A 20,007-nucleotide genomic window follows, 5' to 3' on the forward strand; every position below is an offset into this window, starting at 1 on the left:
TTTGATTCAGATTGTTGTACAACTTCTTTAGAATTTTTAAGAGAGCTAAATATAGATTAAGCATTGAAAATAAAGGGGTCATAGATGGTCAGGAAAATCCTTAGCGTTGTTATTCCGCGTTTTCCTGACGGGACCCCTAATAGACCAATTAAAAAAACAAAACTCATACATACTATGCCTGTAACTAAAATTTTTCCAAAATAAACAATAGGCATATTTTCAAATAAAATTTCACATTTCAAAGCACTTTCATAAACTTTTATTTGATTTAAAAAATGTTCATATAAAAATCTTCCTAAAAAACTTAAAACAAAAAAAATAAAACTCATATTTGCAAATCCCATTTTCTTTGCTATATCAAATATATCAAATCGAAATAAAACTCCAGAAAAAACAATAGTAGAAATAAAACTGTATGTCCCAACTATAAAATTTGATCTTAAATCTACAAGTTTGTTATATTTACTTTCATCATATTCAAAAATTTTTTGTTCACTTTCAATAGAAAATGAAGATGTTTTAAATTTTGAAGTAACTTTTAGATATAATATACTCATATCTATTGAAATTAATAAAAGAACTAATATTTTTCCATTGGCACCATAGTTATAATATATTAACCTAATTAGAAAAATATTGATAAAAATAACAAGTAATAAAATGCTATTTTTAGTCATTAAATTTTTTATTTTTTGAAAATTCATTTCTCCTCCCTAATTTTTATTTAAATAATATTTTATAACAAATTCTAATTAAATCTGCAATAAATTTATTATACTTTCTTGCACTTTACTTATATGAATATATCCGATATAATATGTAAAATATAATATTTAGAGGTGAAATTTATAAGTGGGAAAAATTATAGCTATAAAAAATAACAAAGGTGGAGTTGGAAAAACATTTTTAGCAACTCAAATAGCAGCAGGATTATCTTATTTAGAAAATAAGGTTTTAATTTTAACATCAGATCCTCAAAATAATGTATTTAACTATCTATTTAGAGGAGAAAAATCCTTTAGAAAAGGATTAAAAGCTGAAGTTTTAAAAAAAGATGGGGAATACTTTAGATTAAGAAGTAATCTTTATTTTTTACCTCTCGAAGACGTAAAATTTTCAAACCAATTTATAAAAGAACTTCCTGTATTTTTAAATAGAATAAAATCAGAATTTGATTATATTATTATTGATAGTATACCAACTCTAAAAATAGATGAGATATTCTTAAAGGAATCCGAATATATATTAATTCCAAATTTTGCAAACTCAGTAACTTTAGAAGGAGTTTTAAATTTATTAAAAACAATTGATATAAATAAAGTTAAAGCTATTGTTACAAATAACTATAAAGATACAAAAGTTCAAAAAGAATTTTATAGTATGCTTAAAAACGAATTGGAAGATTATCCTATATTAGTTACAGATCCAATTAAAAATCTCTCTTTTATAGAGGGGATGTTAGAAGAAAAGAAAACTATCTGGGAATATCAAAATAAATCAGCTTCAGAAGTTCAAAAAATATTAATCTCACTTATTAAAGAGATTCAAAACTGAGTTCCAACTTGGAACTCAGTTTCAAGTTAAGTTGGAGGGAAAAATGGCTAAAAACGATAAAAATAAAATTTTTAATAATATGAAATCTCTTTTGAGTGAAACTAAATTAGAAAAAAAAGATATAGTTCCAACTGATGGAATTAGTCAAAAAGAAATAGAGGATGTTATAGATATCAGTCTATTTAAAGAACTTACAACAGATGAAAAAATACTAAATTTATTGTTGAGCAGTTCTATAGAACTGTTTAAAGTTCAGGCAAAAAATGTAATAGAATCAGGAAAAATTTTTAAAAATGTTTTTGACGAGTTAGGTGGAGAAGGAAGTAAATATGTGGGTCTTTATGAAAAATGGTTACTAGCAAATAATATCAGTAAAAGTACTGCTCTTAGATATCGAAAAAGATATGAACTTTATAATAGTGTTACTTTAAATAAACAAAATATTATTTTACTATTACCACAAAAATATATCGATTTGATCTATTTAGAGGAAAATAAAAACAGGTTTATTGAACTAATAAATAAAGGGGCAAACAAAAAAGAGATTGTGGAGTTAATTGATAATCAGGAAATAATTATTCCAATATCAGAAAAATCAAGAGAAGTTATTACAGAATTTAATTATATCCCTAAATTTATAAAGTTTTCGTCTGAGGTAGATAATAAAATAAAAGAATTAGATGAAAAGAAAAAAAGAGAATTACAAAAATATCTAAAGAAAATAGAAGAGATATTAAATTAATTAAAAATTCTATTGTGGATTTTAAAAACAATTTGCTATAATATATATACCCTAAATTTATAAAAATATAAATAAAAAGAGCTTAATTTTACAGAGTTAAGCTCTTTTTATTTTTGTTTTTTATCAAATATCTAAAGGAGAATTTAAGATGAATTTTTTATTAAAACTAAAATTATGGCTTTCTATATTTTTGAGTTTTTTAATGCTTACATATATTGCAACCCAATCAGAATTTCTTAATCAAAGAAATGAACTGAAAATAGAAAAAACAATGATAACTGAAGAAGAGTTTCAAAATAAAAAAGAGTATGAACTGAAACAGGCAGAAGAAAAAAATAAAAGAGAAAAATACTTGTTATACTTACTATACTATGGTTTGTAAAAATCCTTAAAAAGAAAAGATCCTTTTTTCAGCTATTTTGAAAAAAAGATCTTTATTTTTATACAGCTACTATAATGGATGAAGTAAGAGAAGCTTTAAAAAATCAAAAAGACAAGAGAGAAAGTAATATCTAGTAAAAAGATAAAAAGGAATTCTCTCGAACTCCTTTTATCCTTGTAAACATTTATTTTTTATAAAATCAGGTTGGAAAACTTAAACTTGCCAAAAATTTAACTTTTGGCAAATGATAAATTTCTTAAAAATAGAAATTACCATGACTGTGCAAACTAAAATTTGATTGGTTGAATGCACTAATATATTACCTTATTATTTAAAGAATCCGCAATAAAAATTTAAAAAAGGAGGAAAGAATTCATGTTGAAAAAATTATTTAAATCTAAAAAAGAGTCGGAATTAATATTAAAAAATGAATTGTTAGAAATTGAAATTGAAAAATTGAAAAATGAAATCAGAAAAAAAGATGGCTTTTTAAAATGTAAAAATAGTTTGTTTATAGAGAAAGATAATGAAAAGAAACAAGAGAAAAATTGGCAAGAGATAGAAGAACAACTAAAAAAATATTATACAGAAAATACTGAATTAAGAGAAGTTGTAAAGAAAAGTGAAAAAGTTATTTCAATACCACATTTGAAGTTTAATTATTTAATTCAAATAGAAAAATATTTATATGAAGCTCGATTTAAAGAACTAGTAGAGATATTAAAAAAGAGAGGAAATAAGTTTGTTCAAGATCTAAACGAATATGTAATAGAACATTTATCAATTGAAGATACACTAAAGTTAGAATTAAAAAAGAAATTTGAAAAATTTCAAAAATTAGAGATTAATTGGGAAATAAAAACTCAGTTGTTAAAAGGAGAAAAACTTTCAAAGATATATTCAAAATACAGAAAATTTACAAACATAATGATAAATGAAAATAAAGAGTTTGTTTGTGATTTGGATGGATATAGATTTGATATTCTTATTAATAAAGGATTCTCTTTACATGAAATTGAAGAATTAAAAAAAATTTACCAAGATTATATATTAAAATATAGAATTAAAAATCCATAGGAGATGTAAAAAACTTCTTAAATTTAATTAGTAAAAAAATTTTGTAGTAATGGGCTACAGAACTTTTTTAACTGTTTGAAACGAAACAGTTGAGATAAGAATCATCATCTTTCTCAAATTGGGTTTTTCTTAGACTCCGAAAGTATAATATAAAAAATTAGAATCTCCAATAAAAAAGGAACTATTTTATTGGAGTTAATAATGTTGCAGATTTACATAAATTATATTAAAATTAAATAAAAGGAGGTGAAGAGAGTTTTTAATAAGGAGAAAAGTGCTGGGCTTTTCAATATAGTTTTAAATCCCATATTTAAATTCCTTAGAAGGTATATCTTTAGACTTGGATTTTTAGATGGTATTGAGGGGCTAGCTTTTTCAATTTTTAGTGCTCTTTATGCAAGTCTAAAATACTTAAAGCTTCATGAAATAAAACAAAAATAAACCAATTATTCTTAAATAAAAAGACTAGGTGGGCGAACACCTAGTCAACGGTTACCTAGTATCTAGTAGGAAAAAAAGGACTATAAATACGATTCTTAACATTTGTAAACGTCACCCCTTTTCTAGAGGTAGGCAACTACTGAAAAATTATACCATGTGAACCCCCATCGCCCTAATAGAGGGCGGAGCTCCGTGGGAAGTATCTGACTCATAAGAATCCTTAAAAAGAAAAGATCCTTTTTTCCAAATAGCTGAAAAAAGGATCTTTATTTTTATATTTAAACAGCTACAATATACTTTGAAGGTCTAACCCCTATCTTTCTGAAGTTTATTTAATTCATCTTCTAAAATTTTATTGGTCATTTCTAAAGTTAATGTATTTGATATTAAATACTTAGTTACTTTAATAAAAATATTCGTATATAATCTTTTAAACTCATCCTCTGTAAAATCAAAAAATGTTTTATATGCATTTAAACTATTTAAAATATACTCCTTTAGTTTAAAAGCATCCATCTCTTCAACAGCTTTTTTTTCTATCTCTCTTACGTTAACTTTTTTAAAATCAATATTTTCAAAAATATATTTCTCAATGATTTTACTTTTCCCTCTAGTAAAAGCTAACTTTTGAATTTTGCTTTCTGAACCACATTTTTTTATATAGTCTTTATAAACTATTTTTTCAAGCTCAGCTTTTTCATCCTCACTAATGCTATTAAAATATTCTTTTATCTTTTGAATATCAACCTCACTTATTTCAAATTCGTTAACTACTATTTCAGCTTTTTCTATTCTTTTTTCATTAAAATCTAAAGTTTGAATCTCTTCGTGATCTATATCCCAATTTTCAGCCAATGCTTTTAAAAAATATGCCCTTATTTTTTCAATTTTATTTTTTTTCATATATTTTGCAACATTCACAACTTTTTGTAATCCCCATTCTAGTATTGCATCATTTACAGTTTTAGGCATTGTTTTCAATGTTTTTGCTTTTGATGGCATCATTGCAATAATCTCAGCAATCATCTTTTTAGTCGGTACAACTTTCTCAGTTGGTGTAACATCTTTTAAATTTTCATTCTCATTCAATTCTAAATTCTGAAGTAAATTATTTTCAGTTTCACTGATCATCAATGAAGTAGTCATTCTTCTAAATTCATTTCTATCTTCAAAAAATCTATTCTGTTTCTCTTCAATAATTTTTTCATTAAAAGTAACCCTAACTTGTGAATCTGTCCAAGTTTTCTCTTTTATTATTTCAAAATTTTCTATCAATTTTAAATTTTTTAACTCTTCAAAATTATGCTTTAAAATTTCAATCGTCCTACTTATATTTTTTTTTTCTAATTTTAAAGGAATCCTTTTTATTAAAAAGATACAATCTAACTCTAACGCTGAATTATTAAACCTGAGTTTTTCTATAAGCATATACAAAGTTCTAGCTGTTCCTGTACTTATTTTTAACAATATATCACTATCATATACTAAATACCCTTTAGATAAGATATTCTCATAGAAATGGTCACTCATGCTTATTTTATAGACCTCATTTATCCTTGCATCAGAGATATCTTGTCTAATTTTCTCATTATTTTTTAATTTTAAATCTATAATCTCTATATTAAAAATATTTGTACCTATTTCTCTATTAATTATCCCTTTACTACTGTTAGAATACATTGTATTTTTAAATGTATAATTTGTTTTATTCAATCTTCTTATTGATTGCTTTAATTTTTTATAAGAATTTTTATCTTTTTCATAATTCATCTCCTTTATTATTTCATAGTTAGCAACTATAAAAGATTTAGGAAATCCTCTTTTTTTCATAATTTTTGAAAGAGCTATAAATACTCTCTCATCATACTCGCCAGGAATACTTTCACCTACAGGTGGTGTTACCTGTATATATACATCACGATTTTTATTAAAATAATATTTTACAGATTGATTTATCTTCCTTCTTGTATTTCTAGAAAAAAGTGGATGCTGTATTATATTCATATCAATTCTAACTAAAGCACCATCTGTAATTAATTGGTCATCTATAACTAAATCCTCTTCAATTGTTTCTTCTATTGTATAATCTATATACTCATCCTTTATAAAGTTATCTTTCATCCCCACCAAACTCTCCCTTTATTTGATAATATATCCTCATTCCATAGGTGTAGTTAATTTATCTCATAAATATTCTAACATAAATTAAAATAAACCTCAACTATTATATACCTTTAGAATGTGGATTTCATTTAAAAATACACCTATGTTATGTGGATTTTTAGAAATAAATACAATTCTATAAAAAATATACCTAGAATGTGTGGATAAAAGGGTCTATTTATAGATAACCCTGTTCAGTGAGGATAACAAACCCTGTTCAGTGAGGATAACAAACCCTGTTCAGTGAGGATAACAAACCCTGTTCAGTGAGGATAACAAACCCTGTTCAGTGAGGATACCTAAAATCACTATAAAACTCAATAAAATCAAGGACTAATCATATGTTTTTTTGTTCTTTTTTTGTCAAGGTAACAATATAAACAATATAAACAATATAAACAACTATAAACAATGCAAAATTAAACATTTAAAAAAAATTTAAAAAAGTCCAAAAATGGAAATTTTAAAAATAATAATATGATATTCTAAGTAGAATTAAAAAATTTAAGATAACTGAAAAGGAAGTGTTTAATTGTGATTTGGTTAAAAAAATATAAAAAGAAAATTCTAATTAGCTTATTTGGTTTATTATCACTGAATTCTTATTCATTTGAATTACAAAATATATATTTTAATCAAAGAATGGATGGAGCAGATGGAGGATATAGAGAGTTTTACATAAAAAACAAATATTTAACAAAACAAAGATATAAAATAAATATCTTACCAGGTTCTTTAAAAGACGCTTCAAAATTTATAGAGATTTATCCAAAAGTAATAACAATAGAACCTCAATCAAAAGGAACAATTAAAGTTTTTGCAAAAACACCTAAAGATGTTAAAAAACAGGAATATGATTTTAAATTACAATTTCAACCAGTAAATATTCCTACTTTAGCAAAAAGAAAAGAAGGAATAATATCTGGAACAAGTAATATATCAATCGCCCCGATAATTGAACTTAATGGATATGTTGGAGATATAAACTTTAATGAAGCTTTAAAATTTGAAAATATACAAGTTATGAAAGATTCTCACAAAGGTATTATAGTTAAAGGAAATCTATCAAATAATAGTTATGCAAGTTTAGATTTTGGAGCTGAGGCCTATGGAACAAATGAGTTTTTATATGGAAGTTCATATATTGGAAATATTCCAGCAAATACTAAAAACAAAGAAATTGAATTGAAATTCCCAATGATAAAAAATCCAAAAGACTTAAAAGAAATTATTTTTTACAGAACACCTTCAAATACAAGAGAAGTTGTAAAAAGAATTAAAATCGACAAGTAATATAAGGTAGACATAAAAGTCTATTTATATAATAAATAAAAAAAGCAGGAGGGTTTAAATTATGAAAAAATATTTATTAGGAACTTTATTAGTTTTAGGAACAATGGCATACGGGCAGGGCAACCAAGTAATCGTACCTGTAAAAGATGGAAATGCAACAGCGAATTTAAATATTCAAGTAGAAGGAAAAGTATTTGATCCAATGCAGTTATCATTAGTTGTTGATATAACAGCAGCAGCAGGACCAACAGGAAATTCATTTGCATTTAAAATGCCAGATGTAATGAAAGGACAAAAAACTGAAGCTTTAACAGGGGGATTTGATGTTTATCTTACTCAAGATGGTAACAGAGTAGAGTTTAATAGTGATCCAGTAATAAAACTATATAATGGTGAGGGAATAGAACATAAAGACACAGATGTAATAACTCCAGCAGGACCAGCAAAAGATGTTAAATTAATTTATACATTAACAACTGGAAAAGGAAGTAACAAAGATTATACAGGTAAAATATTTGTACAAGCAGATGCGACTGCTGTAACAGAAATAGGAAACTACTCAGACGGATCAATGAACTTAAGAGTAGCTGTAACTGGTCAAAACTAAGATAAAATAGATAATAAAATAAAATTTATTTGGAATGCTACATTGCATTCCAAATTTTTTAAACATTAAAGACATAAAATTTGAGTGTTTAAAAAATTTGGAATAGAGGGGGAAAGGTTTATCATGAAATATAAGTTTCTATTGATTATGTTAGTTTTAAGATCAATACAATTATATTGTCAAGACTACACTATAGAAGAACTTTTAAATTTAAAAAATCAAGGATTAATATCTGAAGAGGATTTTAAAATTTTAAAATCAGAATTAAATTCAGAAAATTTATCAGAAGAAAATTTATATGACTTAAATATAAATTCTAAGCTTGTGTCAAGAACTTATAAAGTATATGAGAAAAATAAGAAATATTATTTTCCTTTAAAAGAATTTTTTAAATATATTAATTTTAAAAATTATATAGAAAAAAATAATGAATTAATTTTATATTTAGGATCATCACTGAGAGAAGTTAAGATAGAATTAAAAAACACCGACTCTGTTTTTCAGGAAAATGGAGAGATTTATTTGGAAACAGATAAGTTTTCAGAAACATTTTTGAAGACAATTACTATGAGTCCAGATGAATTATTAATAAGAATGTATCTATCTTTTGATACTCCAGGTGAAATAAAACAACTTCTTGATATATCCAAAGATAAGCTTATAAGAAAAGATACTGAGGAAGAACTTATTTTTAGCTCTGAAAGAAAATTATTTGACTTAGGGTATGCAAGGGTTCAGTTGGGACAGAACTTTGATAAGGGAGCTGGTAAAAGAGGCTATGAAAGCTCTTGGGATGGAAATATAGGATATCAAGGTGGATTACTATATGGACAAGTTACAGCTGATTATGATTTAAAAGAGGAAGAGCTAAATACAGTTCGTTTAGAATATGACGATATTTGGAAAGGGCACAACTTAGATATTGAAAATAGGAGAAGTGGAGATAAAAGAGAATGGGGTGTATCATTCTACAAAGACAAAGGATACTATGAAACTTCAGGTGGTCATGTTGTAATTAGGGAAAATGTACCGCTAGGAAGTAGAGTAGAACTAATTTATATGGGGACACCTATCGAAATTAAAGATGAAGACAATGGTACTGTAGAATTTGATAATCCACTTATAAGAACTGATAGAACTTATGTTTTAAGAGTTTATGAACCAGATGGTAGAATATATGAAAAAGAGATAAAGACAGTACAAGACTATAATTTACAACAAAAAAATCAAGTTGAATATAGATTAACTGTAAATGAAAATAGTCAGTATGATCGTTATACAACTGATGTTGATGTGTTCTATGGTATTACTAATAATTTAACTATGGGATTTGGATATTCTAGGGATATTGAGGACATAGATGTAGGAAGAGATAAAACTGGAAATATAAAATCTGAGACAAAATATTTAGATAGTGCAAAGTTAGATTTAGTCTATGGAGGAACTTACAACGCAGTTTCATATATATTTAATCTATCTGGAACAAAAACTTTAAATAGTTATAATTCATATAAAGAGATTGAGAATGAGAGAAAAAATATCTCCTTAGAGGAACGATACTCATACAAATATCTGAATCAATTTAACTATTCTAAATGGAAATTGATATATGAACATGAAGAGTTTGGAGATTATTATGATGAAAAAAATAGAGATAAGCTGGATTTAAAATATGATATTTTATCTAATACAGATGTTGGATATGTTTATGAAATTAAAAGATATAAATATGATGATGATGAAAAATCAAAGAAAATTACGATAGATAGTGATTACACATGGAATAAATATCTATTTAGTGCAGGAACATCTATTGATATAAATGATAGTGATAACAACGAGTATCGTGCTAGTGTTTATTATAGTGGATGGGAGAGATTAACAGGAAGATTAGAAAATGTATGGACTAAAAATGGTGATGAGTATGAATCAAGAATTAGTTTATACAATAACAATTTTGGTGGATTCCTTGATTTCACTACAGAACTGGCTTATTCAAAGAAAGATAAAGAAAAAGTTAGCTTTAAATTCTCTATGAAACTTGATAACTGGTTGAAAATAGATACTAATTTAAGTGATGATGGTTCAAGAAACCACAGAATCGGAGTTGACAAGGTAATAGATTTAAAAAATCCTACAATTAATTTAGATACTATGGATAATTCAAGAGTTAAAGTAATCACATTCATAGATGGTAACAATAATGATATTTATGATAATAATGAAGAAATAGTTCCTGGAGTAGAGGTTAATCTAGGAGATAAAGTTGTTGTAACTAATGAAATTGGAGAAGGAATGTTTTACGGTATAGGAAATGGTGTTCTTTATGATATGAAAGTAACTATAAAAAAACCATCATTTACTTTGGGAAATAATAAAATAAAGATAAAAAGTAATTTCTCGTCAACGATTGAGGCATATATACCAATAAAACCAATGCTAACAATGAGTGGAAATGTTCAGTTAGATAAGGGGTTAAATTTAAATGCAGATGAAAAAATTGAGTTTTATAATGACTTAATAATTGAGTTAAAAGATTTAAACGGTAATGTAGTTGAAACTGCTGCTCCAGATAATGAAGGATTATTTGATATGAGTGGACTCTTCCCAAAAGAGTATTATATTGAAGTTACATATGTTGGAACAAAATATGATTTAAAAACAATTAGAGAAGAGATAGAGTTACAGTATTCTAAAGAAAGTTCTGTAAACACTGTACTATTGAAAATTAGTAATGATAATATAGCTATAAATACTTCGGAATTTAAAAAAAATATGGCTAGATTAAGGAGATAAATATTATGAAAAACTTTAAAATATTGATTTTTTTAATTTCTTTAATCTTTTTAAAAAATGGACGAGCGTACGCCAAAGGTGATTTTACTCCACCAATACCATTACCACCAGGAATAGCGAATCCAGAATCTCCTAATAATGACTTTGAAGTTCCAGATATAAAAAAATCTGGATTGGATGTAGATGGAGAAGATTTGAGATATTTGGAAAAGACATACACTGTTATGATGGAAGCTAAAGTGGATGTGTTTATACCCTTAGAAGTAGTATCTGATATTAATATAGAGGCAACAGTAATAGGAAATCAGATAAAAGATATTCCTTTTGAAATTGAGTTAAATAGAGCACCAGAGAAAAAAGATTATTATTCTATAAAATATAGTGAGAGTGTTATAGATATAGATGGTGATGGGAACCCAGACACATATATCCATTCTCCAAAATATATAAATGAAAAAATTTCACGAGATAACTATGTGAAGATATATGGTGAAAAAATTTCAAAAGAGGGAAAACATAACAAGACAATTTATGTAACTGTTGAAGTAGGGGAATAAAAGAAATAAAGGAAAGAAAAGGTTTCCCTTTTTCTTTCCTTTTTCTTTAATCAAGAGGAGGATGAAGATGAAAAATATATTTTGGGTATTGATGTTATTAAGTTATGTTAAAAGTTATAGTGAAATTACTTTAAAAATTCATGAACCTATTAGATTTGAAAGTGTAAATACTAAAGCCGTTGGCGATTTAGTTGTTGGAAGAGGAACTATCGAAGTTATAAGTGATGACTTAGAGGTTGATCGAAATAAAAAATTTGTTTTTAGATTTCCTAAAAAGGGATTGATGACTAATAAAAAAAGATGGGTTCAGATTGATAAATATATTATGGAAGACTCTGATAAAACATTTAGAGTAACAAAAGAGAGAAAACTTGTAAAAATTTTTGCAATAATTGAAAGAAGAAAATTAAATGACCAAATGATAAAAGCTGAAGACTTAGAGGGAGAATATATTGGTTATGTTCCCATTATAGTTGAACAGTATGGTCAACCTATTAGGGGAGTTGACAATGGGGAGAGTAAAGATGATAAAAATATATAAAAATACAATTTTAATAATGTTTTGTTTAACAACTTTAGCTTATAGTAAAAATTTAGATAAACTTAAAGCTGAAGTAAGACAAGTTGAAAATAATCTAGTTATCAACATATCTAGAGATGATAAGACTATAAAGACATCTCCCTTGTTTGATAAAAGTATAATCATACATAAAATAAAAAAAGGGGATACATTATCACAGATTGCTTTAAAATATAGAAAAGCTGTAGAAAAAATTGCCAGAGATAATAATATTAAAAATATAGATTTAATAATCATTGGACAAAATTTAATAATAGAGTAGGTGTTAGGGGATGAAGATATTATTTTTTATATTTATAATTTTTTCAAATACTGCTTTTTCTTATATAAATATATATCCTACAAAATTTGAAAAAAATATTACAGCTGGAGCTAATGAAACTTTTAAGCTGTATAATGGGTCTGGAAAGCAGATTAGGTATCGGGTGTACTTAGAGGAGGGTGAAGCGAACGACATGGGCAAATGGGGAGAAATATACCCTCAGAGCATCACTTTGAATCCGCTGGAAGAAAAAGAGATACGAATCTCAATAAATCCTCCCAAAAATGCGGCAAATGGAAAGTATAAAGCAAAATTAATAGTGAAAGAGGTAGGAGTTCCTAAAAAAGAAAAAAATGATAAGGTTAACTTTTTTACTCTTTTAAAACTAAATATGACAGGATACATTGGAGAGAATAATGAACAGATTTAATAAATTTAAAATAATTAGTTTAGTTGTGATAATTGCAGCTATTGTATTTGATATATTTTTTACTAAGACACAGGTTGAGAAGATTGCTCAAATTAAAAACGAATATTTAAAAACAGAGATAGAAAATGTGTATGTACAGAAAAATGAAAAAATAAATTTAGCTATTCTCACTAAAAATAAGATAAAAAAATTTAATAATCTTGAAAATATTGGGGTAATAGAAAAAGATAGACCTATTTTAATTTTAAAAGATGGGAAGTATGGGTATATTAAATCAAATGGAGATACTCTAATCCCTCTAAAGTATGATGCTATTGGAATATTTGTAGATGGTAAAGCTTTAGCTAAGAAAGCTGAAAAAATAGGTGTTATAGATGAAAATGGAAAAGTGATAGTTCCATTTGAATATAGTGAAATTTACACTGGAGAGAATAATCTATTTATACTTAAAGATGATAGTGAATACTTTTCGTATGATTTAGAAAGAAAAAAAAGTTTAGATATTGATGAGATTTACAAAGTAAACGAAAGAGTGCTTATATTTTCTAAAGAGAATAGATTTGGAGTTATAGGCTATGATGGGAAGATAATAGTTCCAAATGAGTATGGAGAGATTTCAACTTTTATAGATAAAATATTTATAGGATACAAAGATTCTAAATATAGTTTATATAATTTGAAAAATGAGAAAATTTCAAGTTCTTTTGATTTTATAGAACAACTGGGAAATAATGAATATAGAGCGGGGAGCAGTGAGATTGGTGCTTATGCTTTTTTAAGTGAAGAGGTTTCAACTGATGAAAAATATGAAAATATAAAAAAAATTGATGAATATATATATATAGGCGAGTTAAAAAATAACACGTCAGATGTAATTAATTTAAAATTACAACTTGTAAAAAATATAAGTAATAAAGAGATAGAAAAATATATTTCAGAGATGAAAAAGGAGAAAAGCAATGAGTAAAAAAACCAGAAAAATTAGTTTGGCTTTAATAGGATTTTTACTATCATTATTAACTATTGTGAGTTTTGCAGAACCACCTGAAGCTCCTAATCAATTAATTACAGAAAATCCATACAAAGAAGTAAAAACAGTGGAAGCTAATAAAAATAGAGAGCACGCTGAGATGAATATAAGTGTTAATAAAATAAGTCAAAAGACGATTAATGGAATTTTATGGGAAACAGGAGAAATACTGCTTTATTTACCAAAAGAAAATAATAAGAATAATCAAGATATTTATTACATAGCTACTTCTTTAAATAATTTTCCAAATTTAAAAACAAAGACTGGGAAAAAAAATATTAATGATTTAAATAAAAACATTAATAAGATTGTTGTCAGTGAAGAACAAATCCATTTCGATGAATTTGAAGATTTTATAGTAATAAATACAAATACTAATGAACAGTTATATCTAGGAATAATTGAAAGAAAAACAGGAGAATTAAAAAATGTTTGGACTATAGAAGCGAATAAATTCAATGAAAAAGAATTTATAATTGAGGGTGAAGCTGATTTAGATAAAAAACAAATAGTATTTAATACTAGAGGTATAAGAGAAAAATATGGAATAACTCTTAATAATGAGTCACTTCTTTTTATAACAGAAAAAATGAAGCCAGGGTACACAAAAACCACGATAAAATTATCCAAGACAAGAACAAATAGTAAACTAAATTATAGTTTTAATGAAAATGAAATGTTGTTGACATATGAGGATATAATTCCAAAAGAAGTACTCATCTATGTCTATGATGAAAAAAGCAAAACCATAAATAAATTAAGTTATGGCTCTAAGATAACCGATTTATATGATCTTGTAATAGAATCTTTAACGGATAAAAGAGTATCAAGTAACTTTATAAAGACAACTAAAAAAGGAATTATTGCAGAGTCATATGACACTAGTTCTTACAGTGAAGGAAATAGCAACTGGAGGTATCTAAAAACAGCTTATTTAGATTCATTAAGTCCAGGAGGATACGGAATCGGAGTAGGTTCTAGTATTGGAGGGAGTATTACTGTTTTTATGGATTTAGATGGTAATTTACAAGGAGTTTTTGAAAGAGATCCAAATTTATCTACAGAGGAGAGTATACCTACAAATTACATAAGTGCGACACGTTTCGTAATGAAAAGTTACGACATACTAAAATAGATTTTAAATATTGAACTAAATAGTATAGAACTATATTTTCGAGAAGTAGAATGATGGAGTAACGTCTTGAAATGCTTCCTCTAATACTCCGATATGCGATTAAATTCTAACTAAATTTAATGGTATAAAGCTCGGTGAAGTCGGTTGAGAGTTATCCCTAACAGGTTAAGCTGAGGAAATGCGAACCAGAGGTGGTCGAGATAATGATAGATCGGGAGTCAAATTTATATGGTTAGAATGTACAAAACAAGTACTGACAAAGTTACGAATGTACGGGTCTAAAATTTGTTATAATAGAAATGTTATAGTCACATATTTGTGATGTAAGTGGCGAAAAGTAAAAGTTTATGTTATAAAATTCGCTATATTGTTATAGGCAATATCTAGCTTACAGGCTCATAGTAACGACCTAAGTAAATTTAATGATAGAAGATATGGAACGTGGAAAACAAGACACAACAAAAAAACCTAGTTAGAGGGTTGGTGAATATAAGTTAAGCAATTAACAAAATTTCTTTAGTCTTGTGAGAGTAAGGGCACAGTACCAATGAAACCATGATAATAAATGGTGGAGGGATAGCCCTAAGTCAACGAACTTTTTGTTGATGGAACGCCGTGTGCGGTGAAAGTCGCATGCACGGTGTGGGTCAGGGGAAAAAATAGAGATTATATCAAAATTTTACCTATTGACATAATTAAAAATACTTGAGAAAGATCATGGTATTTATCACCATAATGCATTAAAATATTGGGCAGATTACGGTACTCCACCATTAGTCAAGGAAGTTTTTGATATGAGACCTTTGATTTTAAATGATTTATTAGATGGAGTGAATCAATATAATAATTTAAACACAGATGATAGATTTGAGTTAAAAGATGGAGAAATTATTATAAGTAAGGGCTATATAAGTGATTTAAATAATGGAATTTTAATCGATTCATCTGGAGTTGAATTGAAAAAAAATTGGGATAATAGATTAATAGCAAAAAGAATAGAGAGAAAAAATTTTAATAAGAGTTTATCATTTGAAGTAAATGATAAAAAAATTACAGATATTCAAATAGTAAATAGAGTCGATTCACTTATTGAAGAAGATAAAAGTGTAGATTTAACATTACTGGGTTTAAACGAATTATCAACATCACAATTTGAACCAACCAATTTATTAATTCTAGATTTTTCAGAGTTTATAAATTATTTTGAAGTGTATATTGATAATTTTTATAAGATTGGAATATATGCAAGAGATATTTCTTCTCAAGGTTTAGAAGTTGATTTAGATCAATATCTTGGAACAGATGGTTTGAAATTAAAAATTTTGAGATCTACAGGAAATACATTCAAAGTATGGATAGTAAAAACGAAAGAAGTTCCTATTAATGTAGGAAAACGTCTTTCAGTGAGGGTACACGATTATAATCCAAGTTGGCCAATAGACAAAATATATAACTATAATGTTGTTTCTATAAAAAATAATTCATTATCAAAAGGAAATACAGACATATTACTAAGTAATCCTTTAGTAGCTGGTACAGTAGGATCTCCAAATGGAAGAATAAGAGTATATTCTGATTCAACTTCAAATACGGTACCATTAATGGGGTATTTGAGTGAGAATGATATAATTATGACTTCCATTGGTAACAATAATCAGTATTTATCTGGAACTGTAACTGGAAAATATATTCCGATAGTTCCAAGTCAAGTAGGAGGGAATTCTGTTGAAATAACTATTAATAATGGTGGAAATGATTTTAAGAAGACTGTGAGTTTATCTCCAGAAATCAGTGGAAATCCAAATGGGATGATGTCAACTATCTATAGTGGAGTCAACAATGGAATTGAAGTTGGAGTGGATTATCAGCAATCTGATAGAAGTAAATATGGAACTGATATTTCTTTAACAAGCTGGGATTTAGAAAAAAAAGATATTAAAATTGTAATGAAACATCCATTAATAGAAAATACATTTAATATAAGTGTTCCAGCTTTTGATGGAGAAGTTTATTATAATAAAGATATTTTACAGCCAGGTACAGTGAATATAGATTATACTAATAAATCTCTTGGTGGAGGTTTCTCAAGAACAGTTTCGGGAGAAATAAGTACATCATTTGGTATAGGAATAAAAGATTATGATTTAAGAATTTTAGGGACTGATAACGGTAAAATTAATTTAAATATTAGATTACCTAAACAAATTAATTTAGTTGTTAAAGATGAACAGGGTTATGAACAAAAATTACCATTTAGTGTAGATGTTAGTAAGATAAGTAGTGGGATATTAACTTCAGATGCAAATTATTATTATATACATGCTCCAAATGATGGTTGGAGAGATTCAGATAGTTCAATATTTGCAACTGTAACTTTAAAAACAATGTTTAAGAAAATTAATACAAAAGTAACAATAAGTGGAGATAATTTAAATTTAGTTTCAATAGGAGCTAAGTCTACAAAAGGAGTAGAGAAGAGGACAACAATAATTAATAAAATAGATGCATTAATGACTTTTAAGAATTTTGATGAAATTATAGATGTATCTTCTTCAACAATAGGTAAGTCTGTATCTACAGTTCAAGTTTTTAAAGGAATAATCCAAAATGAAAATAAAATAGTATTAAAAGGTGAAGATGGTATAACTAAAATTTTTAGTACAACATTCAAGGATTTAAAGACAACGCCACAACAAATAGAAGCAGCAGGTGTTAGGATTAAATACGATGAATTAACTGATAAATTTGAATTTATTAAAGATAAATATGTAAGCTCTGATAAAAAATTGTACTTAGAGATAAAAACATCAAAAGATCAATTAATATATGTGATAAATTTGCAATTAAAAAATTCAAGTTTAGAAACAGATACAACAATTAAATTTGATTCTAAGAATTTTAATATGATACAAGGGGATAGTTCAGCTCCTTATGGACGTATAAGGGTATACCAAAGTTCAGATTCAAATTATAATTCGAAGATAGGAATTATTGATAGTAGTGATAAAATAGTGGTTGATATTAATAAAAAAAATGGACAATTTTTACAAGCAAATATAACAGGAAATACATACTCATTGCAACCTCATCATTTTGGAAAGCCTATAAATATAACGGTTGGAACAAACCATAAAACAATTAACATTTTAAGTGACTTAAACGGAAATCCAATTCAAACACAAGATTTTGGGCTTCAAGATGGGATAAGAACATATGTAGATTATCAAAAGTTGAGTATTTCAAATGGAGCAATAGATTTTACTTTTTCAGAGTGGGATGGAAAATCTAAGACAATACCTATAAAAGTAGAATATTCTGATGGAGCTGTTAGTAATTACACTATTAGTATTCCAGAGTTTGAAGGAAAGAATTATTACAATGAAAATCTTCCATTAGCAAATGAGTATTTACCTACTAAAAAATATACAAAAGAAATAAATGAATTTATGAGCGGAGAATTAGATAGGATTAAACTGGGGACTAAAGATTTTGATTTAAGAATTTTAGGAAAGAATAATATAAGTCAATCAAATTTAAGAATAAAAATTCCGCAAAAAATTAAATTAGAAGCAATAGATAAAAATAATACAAAACAAGAGCTAGAATTTGCAATAACTTTAGATGGAATACAAAATGCAGCTCCTAGTATGGATGGTAATTATTATATAGTTAGCTCTACTAATGATGGATACAAAGATATAATTAGTGCAATGCAATTTGATATTGTGTTAACAGGTATTTTAAAAGATAATTTTGTATTAAGTAATTTGGTAACTTTAAAAGGAAAAAATCTTAATTTAGTATCTATTGGTGTTGAAAATACAACAACTTCTAATATAAATAAAATGACAACATTAATAGATGAAGTTGAATATCGAATTAACTTTAAAAATAGTTTAGAAGTAATAGATTTTAGAGATAAAAATAAAGGTGAGATAATACTAGGTGATACTCAATTTGAAGCATTAGATTCAAATAAAATTATCCTAAAAGATAGTGGAAATATAATCTTATCAAAAACTATATCTGAATTAAAAAAAGGTGTAGAACTTCCAGATACGGGAGTTAAAATTACTTATGATTCAGTTAAAAGAAATTTAAAGTATGAAAAAGTAGGATACAAAGATTATAGTAATGAAAATTTAACTTTAGAGGTACGAAGTGAAGGAAACCTATTGATAAGGGTGATAACTCTTAAGCTATATAATAAAATTGGATTTGAAATATTACCAGATAAAGGAACTTTAGATTTTGGTCATTTCATGCCAGGTGATTTTAAAAGAGCGGAGAGTTTAATAGAGTTTAAGAATCCTAGCGGAGCAAAAATATCTGTGGACTTAAATCCAGCAAATAATAAAAATATGTATAGAGCAGGATTAGAAATAACATCTAATAGAACAATACCGTTAAGTAATATCCAAATAAAAGATTTAAAAAAGGGGATAAATAATACAAATAGCTTTAAAATTTCAGGAGAAGCTAAGACGACAAAAAATACAGAGGCAGGAGATTATAAAGGCGAATTAGATGTTATAATCACAATAATTCCATAGATAACTAAGAGGAGATTAAAATGAAAAAGTTTATTATAATGTTAATGTTATTATCTAGCGTCCCTCTACTTGCATTTAAGTTAAGTGAGTTGGAATTTGGAGAAACACTTGCACCAAATACAAAAAAATCAAAAGAGTTTACTATAGAAAATAATAGTAGAGTTTTAAAAAAATATGAATTTTCAGTAGATAATCAAAATATAGAAATTCAACCTAAAGAGTTTAAATTAAAACCTAATGAAAAGCGAAAGTTTTTAATAACGGTAGATGCAAAGAAACTTAAAGGAACTCATGACTATTTTTTAATAATAAAAGATTCAGAAAACCAAAAAAGTAAAAATGTAGTAAATTTACATAAAGTTGTGAGAATAAAGCAAAAATACCATATAAACTAAGATAAAAGAG

17 protein-coding genes are annotated in these 20,007 nt (G+C 26.3%); 15 read left to right on the plus strand and 2 right to left on the minus strand.

Annotated elements, in window-relative coordinates; genetic code table 11:
- Window positions 1-56: 56 nt before the first annotated feature.
- Window positions 57-704, minus strand: a complete 648-nt coding sequence (locus tag ACRC8M_RS01420) for a hypothetical protein (RefSeq protein ID WP_438527493.1) — start codon at window positions 702-704, stop codon at window positions 57-59.
- A 148-nt stretch (window positions 705-852) separates the two neighbouring features.
- Between ACRC8M_RS01420 and ACRC8M_RS01425 the strand changes: the two genes are divergently transcribed.
- The 4 genes from ACRC8M_RS01425 (at window position 853) to ACRC8M_RS01440 (ending at window position 3,755) form a co-directional block, all read left to right on the plus strand.
- Window positions 853-1,554: a ParA family protein gene (locus ACRC8M_RS01425; RefSeq protein WP_438527494.1), complete on the plus strand. Its 702-nt coding sequence runs from the start codon at window positions 853-855 to the stop codon at window positions 1,552-1,554.
- A 43-nt stretch (window positions 1,555-1,597) separates the two neighbouring features.
- A complete protein-coding gene (locus ACRC8M_RS01430) occupies window positions 1,598-2,296 on the plus strand; it encodes a hypothetical protein (RefSeq protein ID WP_438527495.1) in 699 nt (232 codons plus the stop codon).
- A gap of 148 nt (window positions 2,297-2,444) precedes the next feature.
- Window positions 2,445-2,678, plus strand: a complete 234-nt coding sequence (locus ACRC8M_RS01435; RefSeq protein WP_438527496.1) for a hypothetical protein — start codon at window positions 2,445-2,447, stop codon at window positions 2,676-2,678.
- Window positions 2,679-3,053: 375 nt separating this feature from the next.
- A complete protein-coding gene (locus ACRC8M_RS01440; RefSeq protein ID WP_438527497.1) occupies window positions 3,054-3,755 on the plus strand; it encodes a hypothetical protein in 702 nt (233 codons plus the stop codon).
- Window positions 3,756-4,502: 747 nt separating this feature from the next.
- Here the strand turns inward: ACRC8M_RS01440 and ACRC8M_RS01445 are convergent.
- Window positions 4,503-6,317 (minus strand): replication initiator protein A, encoded by a 1,815-nt coding sequence (locus ACRC8M_RS01445; protein WP_438527498.1) that lies wholly within the window; start codon window positions 6,315-6,317, stop codon window positions 4,503-4,505.
- Window positions 6,318-6,893: 576 nt separating this feature from the next.
- Here ACRC8M_RS01445 and ACRC8M_RS01450 point away from each other — a divergent pair.
- The 11 genes from ACRC8M_RS01450 (at window position 6,894) to ACRC8M_RS01500 (ending at window position 19,997) form a co-directional block, all read left to right on the plus strand.
- The gene (locus ACRC8M_RS01450) at window positions 6,894-7,652 is read left to right on the plus strand and encodes a hypothetical protein (RefSeq protein WP_438527499.1); all 759 of its coding nucleotides are present in this window, start codon (window positions 6,894-6,896) and stop codon (window positions 7,650-7,652) included.
- 61 nt (window positions 7,653-7,713) lie between these two features.
- Window positions 7,714-8,259: a hypothetical protein gene (locus ACRC8M_RS01455; RefSeq protein ID WP_438527500.1), complete on the plus strand. Its 546-nt coding sequence runs from the start codon at window positions 7,714-7,716 to the stop codon at window positions 8,257-8,259.
- Window positions 8,260-8,382: 123 nt separating this feature from the next.
- Window positions 8,383-11,055, plus strand: coding sequence for a hypothetical protein (locus ACRC8M_RS01460; RefSeq protein ID WP_438527501.1), 2,673 nt, complete (start codon window positions 8,383-8,385; stop codon window positions 11,053-11,055).
- Between the two features lie 5 nt (window positions 11,056-11,060).
- The gene (locus ACRC8M_RS01465) at window positions 11,061-11,612 is read left to right on the plus strand and encodes a hypothetical protein (RefSeq protein ID WP_438527502.1); all 552 of its coding nucleotides are present in this window, start codon (window positions 11,061-11,063) and stop codon (window positions 11,610-11,612) included.
- 67 nt (window positions 11,613-11,679) lie between these two features.
- On the plus strand, window positions 11,680-12,153 hold the full coding sequence (locus tag ACRC8M_RS01470) for a hypothetical protein (protein ID WP_438527503.1): 474 nt from the start codon (window positions 11,680-11,682) through the stop codon (window positions 12,151-12,153).
- A complete protein-coding gene (locus tag ACRC8M_RS01475) occupies window positions 12,137-12,454 on the plus strand; it encodes a LysM peptidoglycan-binding domain-containing protein (RefSeq protein WP_438527504.1) in 318 nt (105 codons plus the stop codon). Before ACRC8M_RS01470 ends, ACRC8M_RS01475 begins: the two co-directional genes overlap by 17 nt.
- Before the next feature lie 10 nt (window positions 12,455-12,464).
- Window positions 12,465-12,884: a COG1470 family protein gene (locus ACRC8M_RS01480; RefSeq protein ID WP_438527505.1), complete on the plus strand. Its 420-nt coding sequence runs from the start codon at window positions 12,465-12,467 to the stop codon at window positions 12,882-12,884.
- Entirely contained in the window at window positions 12,871-13,851 is a 981-nt protein-coding gene (locus ACRC8M_RS01485; RefSeq protein ID WP_438527506.1) for a WG repeat-containing protein, read from the plus strand. The genes ACRC8M_RS01480 and ACRC8M_RS01485 overlap by 14 nt, the downstream gene beginning before the upstream one ends.
- Window positions 13,844-15,049, plus strand: a complete 1,206-nt coding sequence (locus tag ACRC8M_RS01490) for a hypothetical protein (protein WP_438527507.1) — start codon at window positions 13,844-13,846, stop codon at window positions 15,047-15,049. Before ACRC8M_RS01485 ends, ACRC8M_RS01490 begins: the two co-directional genes overlap by 8 nt.
- A 794-nt stretch (window positions 15,050-15,843) precedes the next feature.
- Entirely contained in the window at window positions 15,844-19,602 is a 3,759-nt protein-coding gene (locus ACRC8M_RS01495) for a hypothetical protein (protein ID WP_438527508.1), read from the plus strand.
- 20 nt (window positions 19,603-19,622) lie between these two features.
- Window positions 19,623-19,997 (plus strand): Ig-like domain-containing protein, encoded by a 375-nt coding sequence (locus ACRC8M_RS01500; RefSeq protein ID WP_438527509.1) that lies wholly within the window; start codon window positions 19,623-19,625, stop codon window positions 19,995-19,997.
- The last annotated feature ends 10 nt before the right edge of the window (window positions 19,998-20,007 follow it).

Source organism: Cetobacterium sp. (assembly GCF_051653945.1).
Classification (GTDB): domain Bacteria; phylum Fusobacteriota; class Fusobacteriia; order Fusobacteriales; family Fusobacteriaceae; genus Cetobacterium_A.

What these genes read in the sequence shown, in the direction of transcription:
- ACRC8M_RS01420 (WP_438527493.1), bottom strand. Translation starts at nt 704, where the DNA reads ATGAATTTTCAAAAAATAAAAAATTTAATGACTAAAAATAGCATTTTA.
- ACRC8M_RS01430 (WP_438527495.1), top strand. Translation starts at nt 1,598, where the DNA reads ATGGCTAAAAACGATAAAAATAAAATTTTTAATAATATGAAATCTCTT.
- ACRC8M_RS01435 (WP_438527496.1), top strand. Translation starts at nt 2,445, where the DNA reads ATGAATTTTTTATTAAAACTAAAATTATGGCTTTCTATATTTTTGAGT.
- ACRC8M_RS01440 (WP_438527497.1), top strand. Translation starts at nt 3,054, where the DNA reads ATGTTGAAAAAATTATTTAAATCTAAAAAAGAGTCGGAATTAATATTA.
- ACRC8M_RS01445 (WP_438527498.1), bottom strand. Translation starts at nt 6,317, where the DNA reads ATGAAAGATAACTTTATAAAGGATGAGTATATAGATTATACAATAGAA.
- ACRC8M_RS01455 (WP_438527500.1), top strand. Translation starts at nt 7,714, where the DNA reads ATGAAAAAATATTTATTAGGAACTTTATTAGTTTTAGGAACAATGGCA.
- ACRC8M_RS01460 (WP_438527501.1), top strand. Translation starts at nt 8,383, where the DNA reads ATGAAATATAAGTTTCTATTGATTATGTTAGTTTTAAGATCAATACAA.
- ACRC8M_RS01465 (WP_438527502.1), top strand. Translation starts at nt 11,061, where the DNA reads ATGAAAAACTTTAAAATATTGATTTTTTTAATTTCTTTAATCTTTTTA.
- ACRC8M_RS01470 (WP_438527503.1), top strand. Translation starts at nt 11,680, where the DNA reads ATGAAAAATATATTTTGGGTATTGATGTTATTAAGTTATGTTAAAAGT.
- ACRC8M_RS01475 (WP_438527504.1), top strand. Translation starts at nt 12,137, where the DNA reads ATGATAAAAATATATAAAAATACAATTTTAATAATGTTTTGTTTAACA.
- ACRC8M_RS01480 (WP_438527505.1), top strand. Translation starts at nt 12,465, where the DNA reads ATGAAGATATTATTTTTTATATTTATAATTTTTTCAAATACTGCTTTT.
- ACRC8M_RS01485 (WP_438527506.1), top strand. Translation starts at nt 12,871, where the DNA reads ATGAACAGATTTAATAAATTTAAAATAATTAGTTTAGTTGTGATAATT.
- ACRC8M_RS01490 (WP_438527507.1), top strand. Translation starts at nt 13,844, where the DNA reads ATGAGTAAAAAAACCAGAAAAATTAGTTTGGCTTTAATAGGATTTTTA.
- ACRC8M_RS01495 (WP_438527508.1), top strand. Translation starts at nt 15,844, where the DNA reads ATGAGACCTTTGATTTTAAATGATTTATTAGATGGAGTGAATCAATAT.
- ACRC8M_RS01500 (WP_438527509.1), top strand. Translation starts at nt 19,623, where the DNA reads ATGAAAAAGTTTATTATAATGTTAATGTTATTATCTAGCGTCCCTCTA.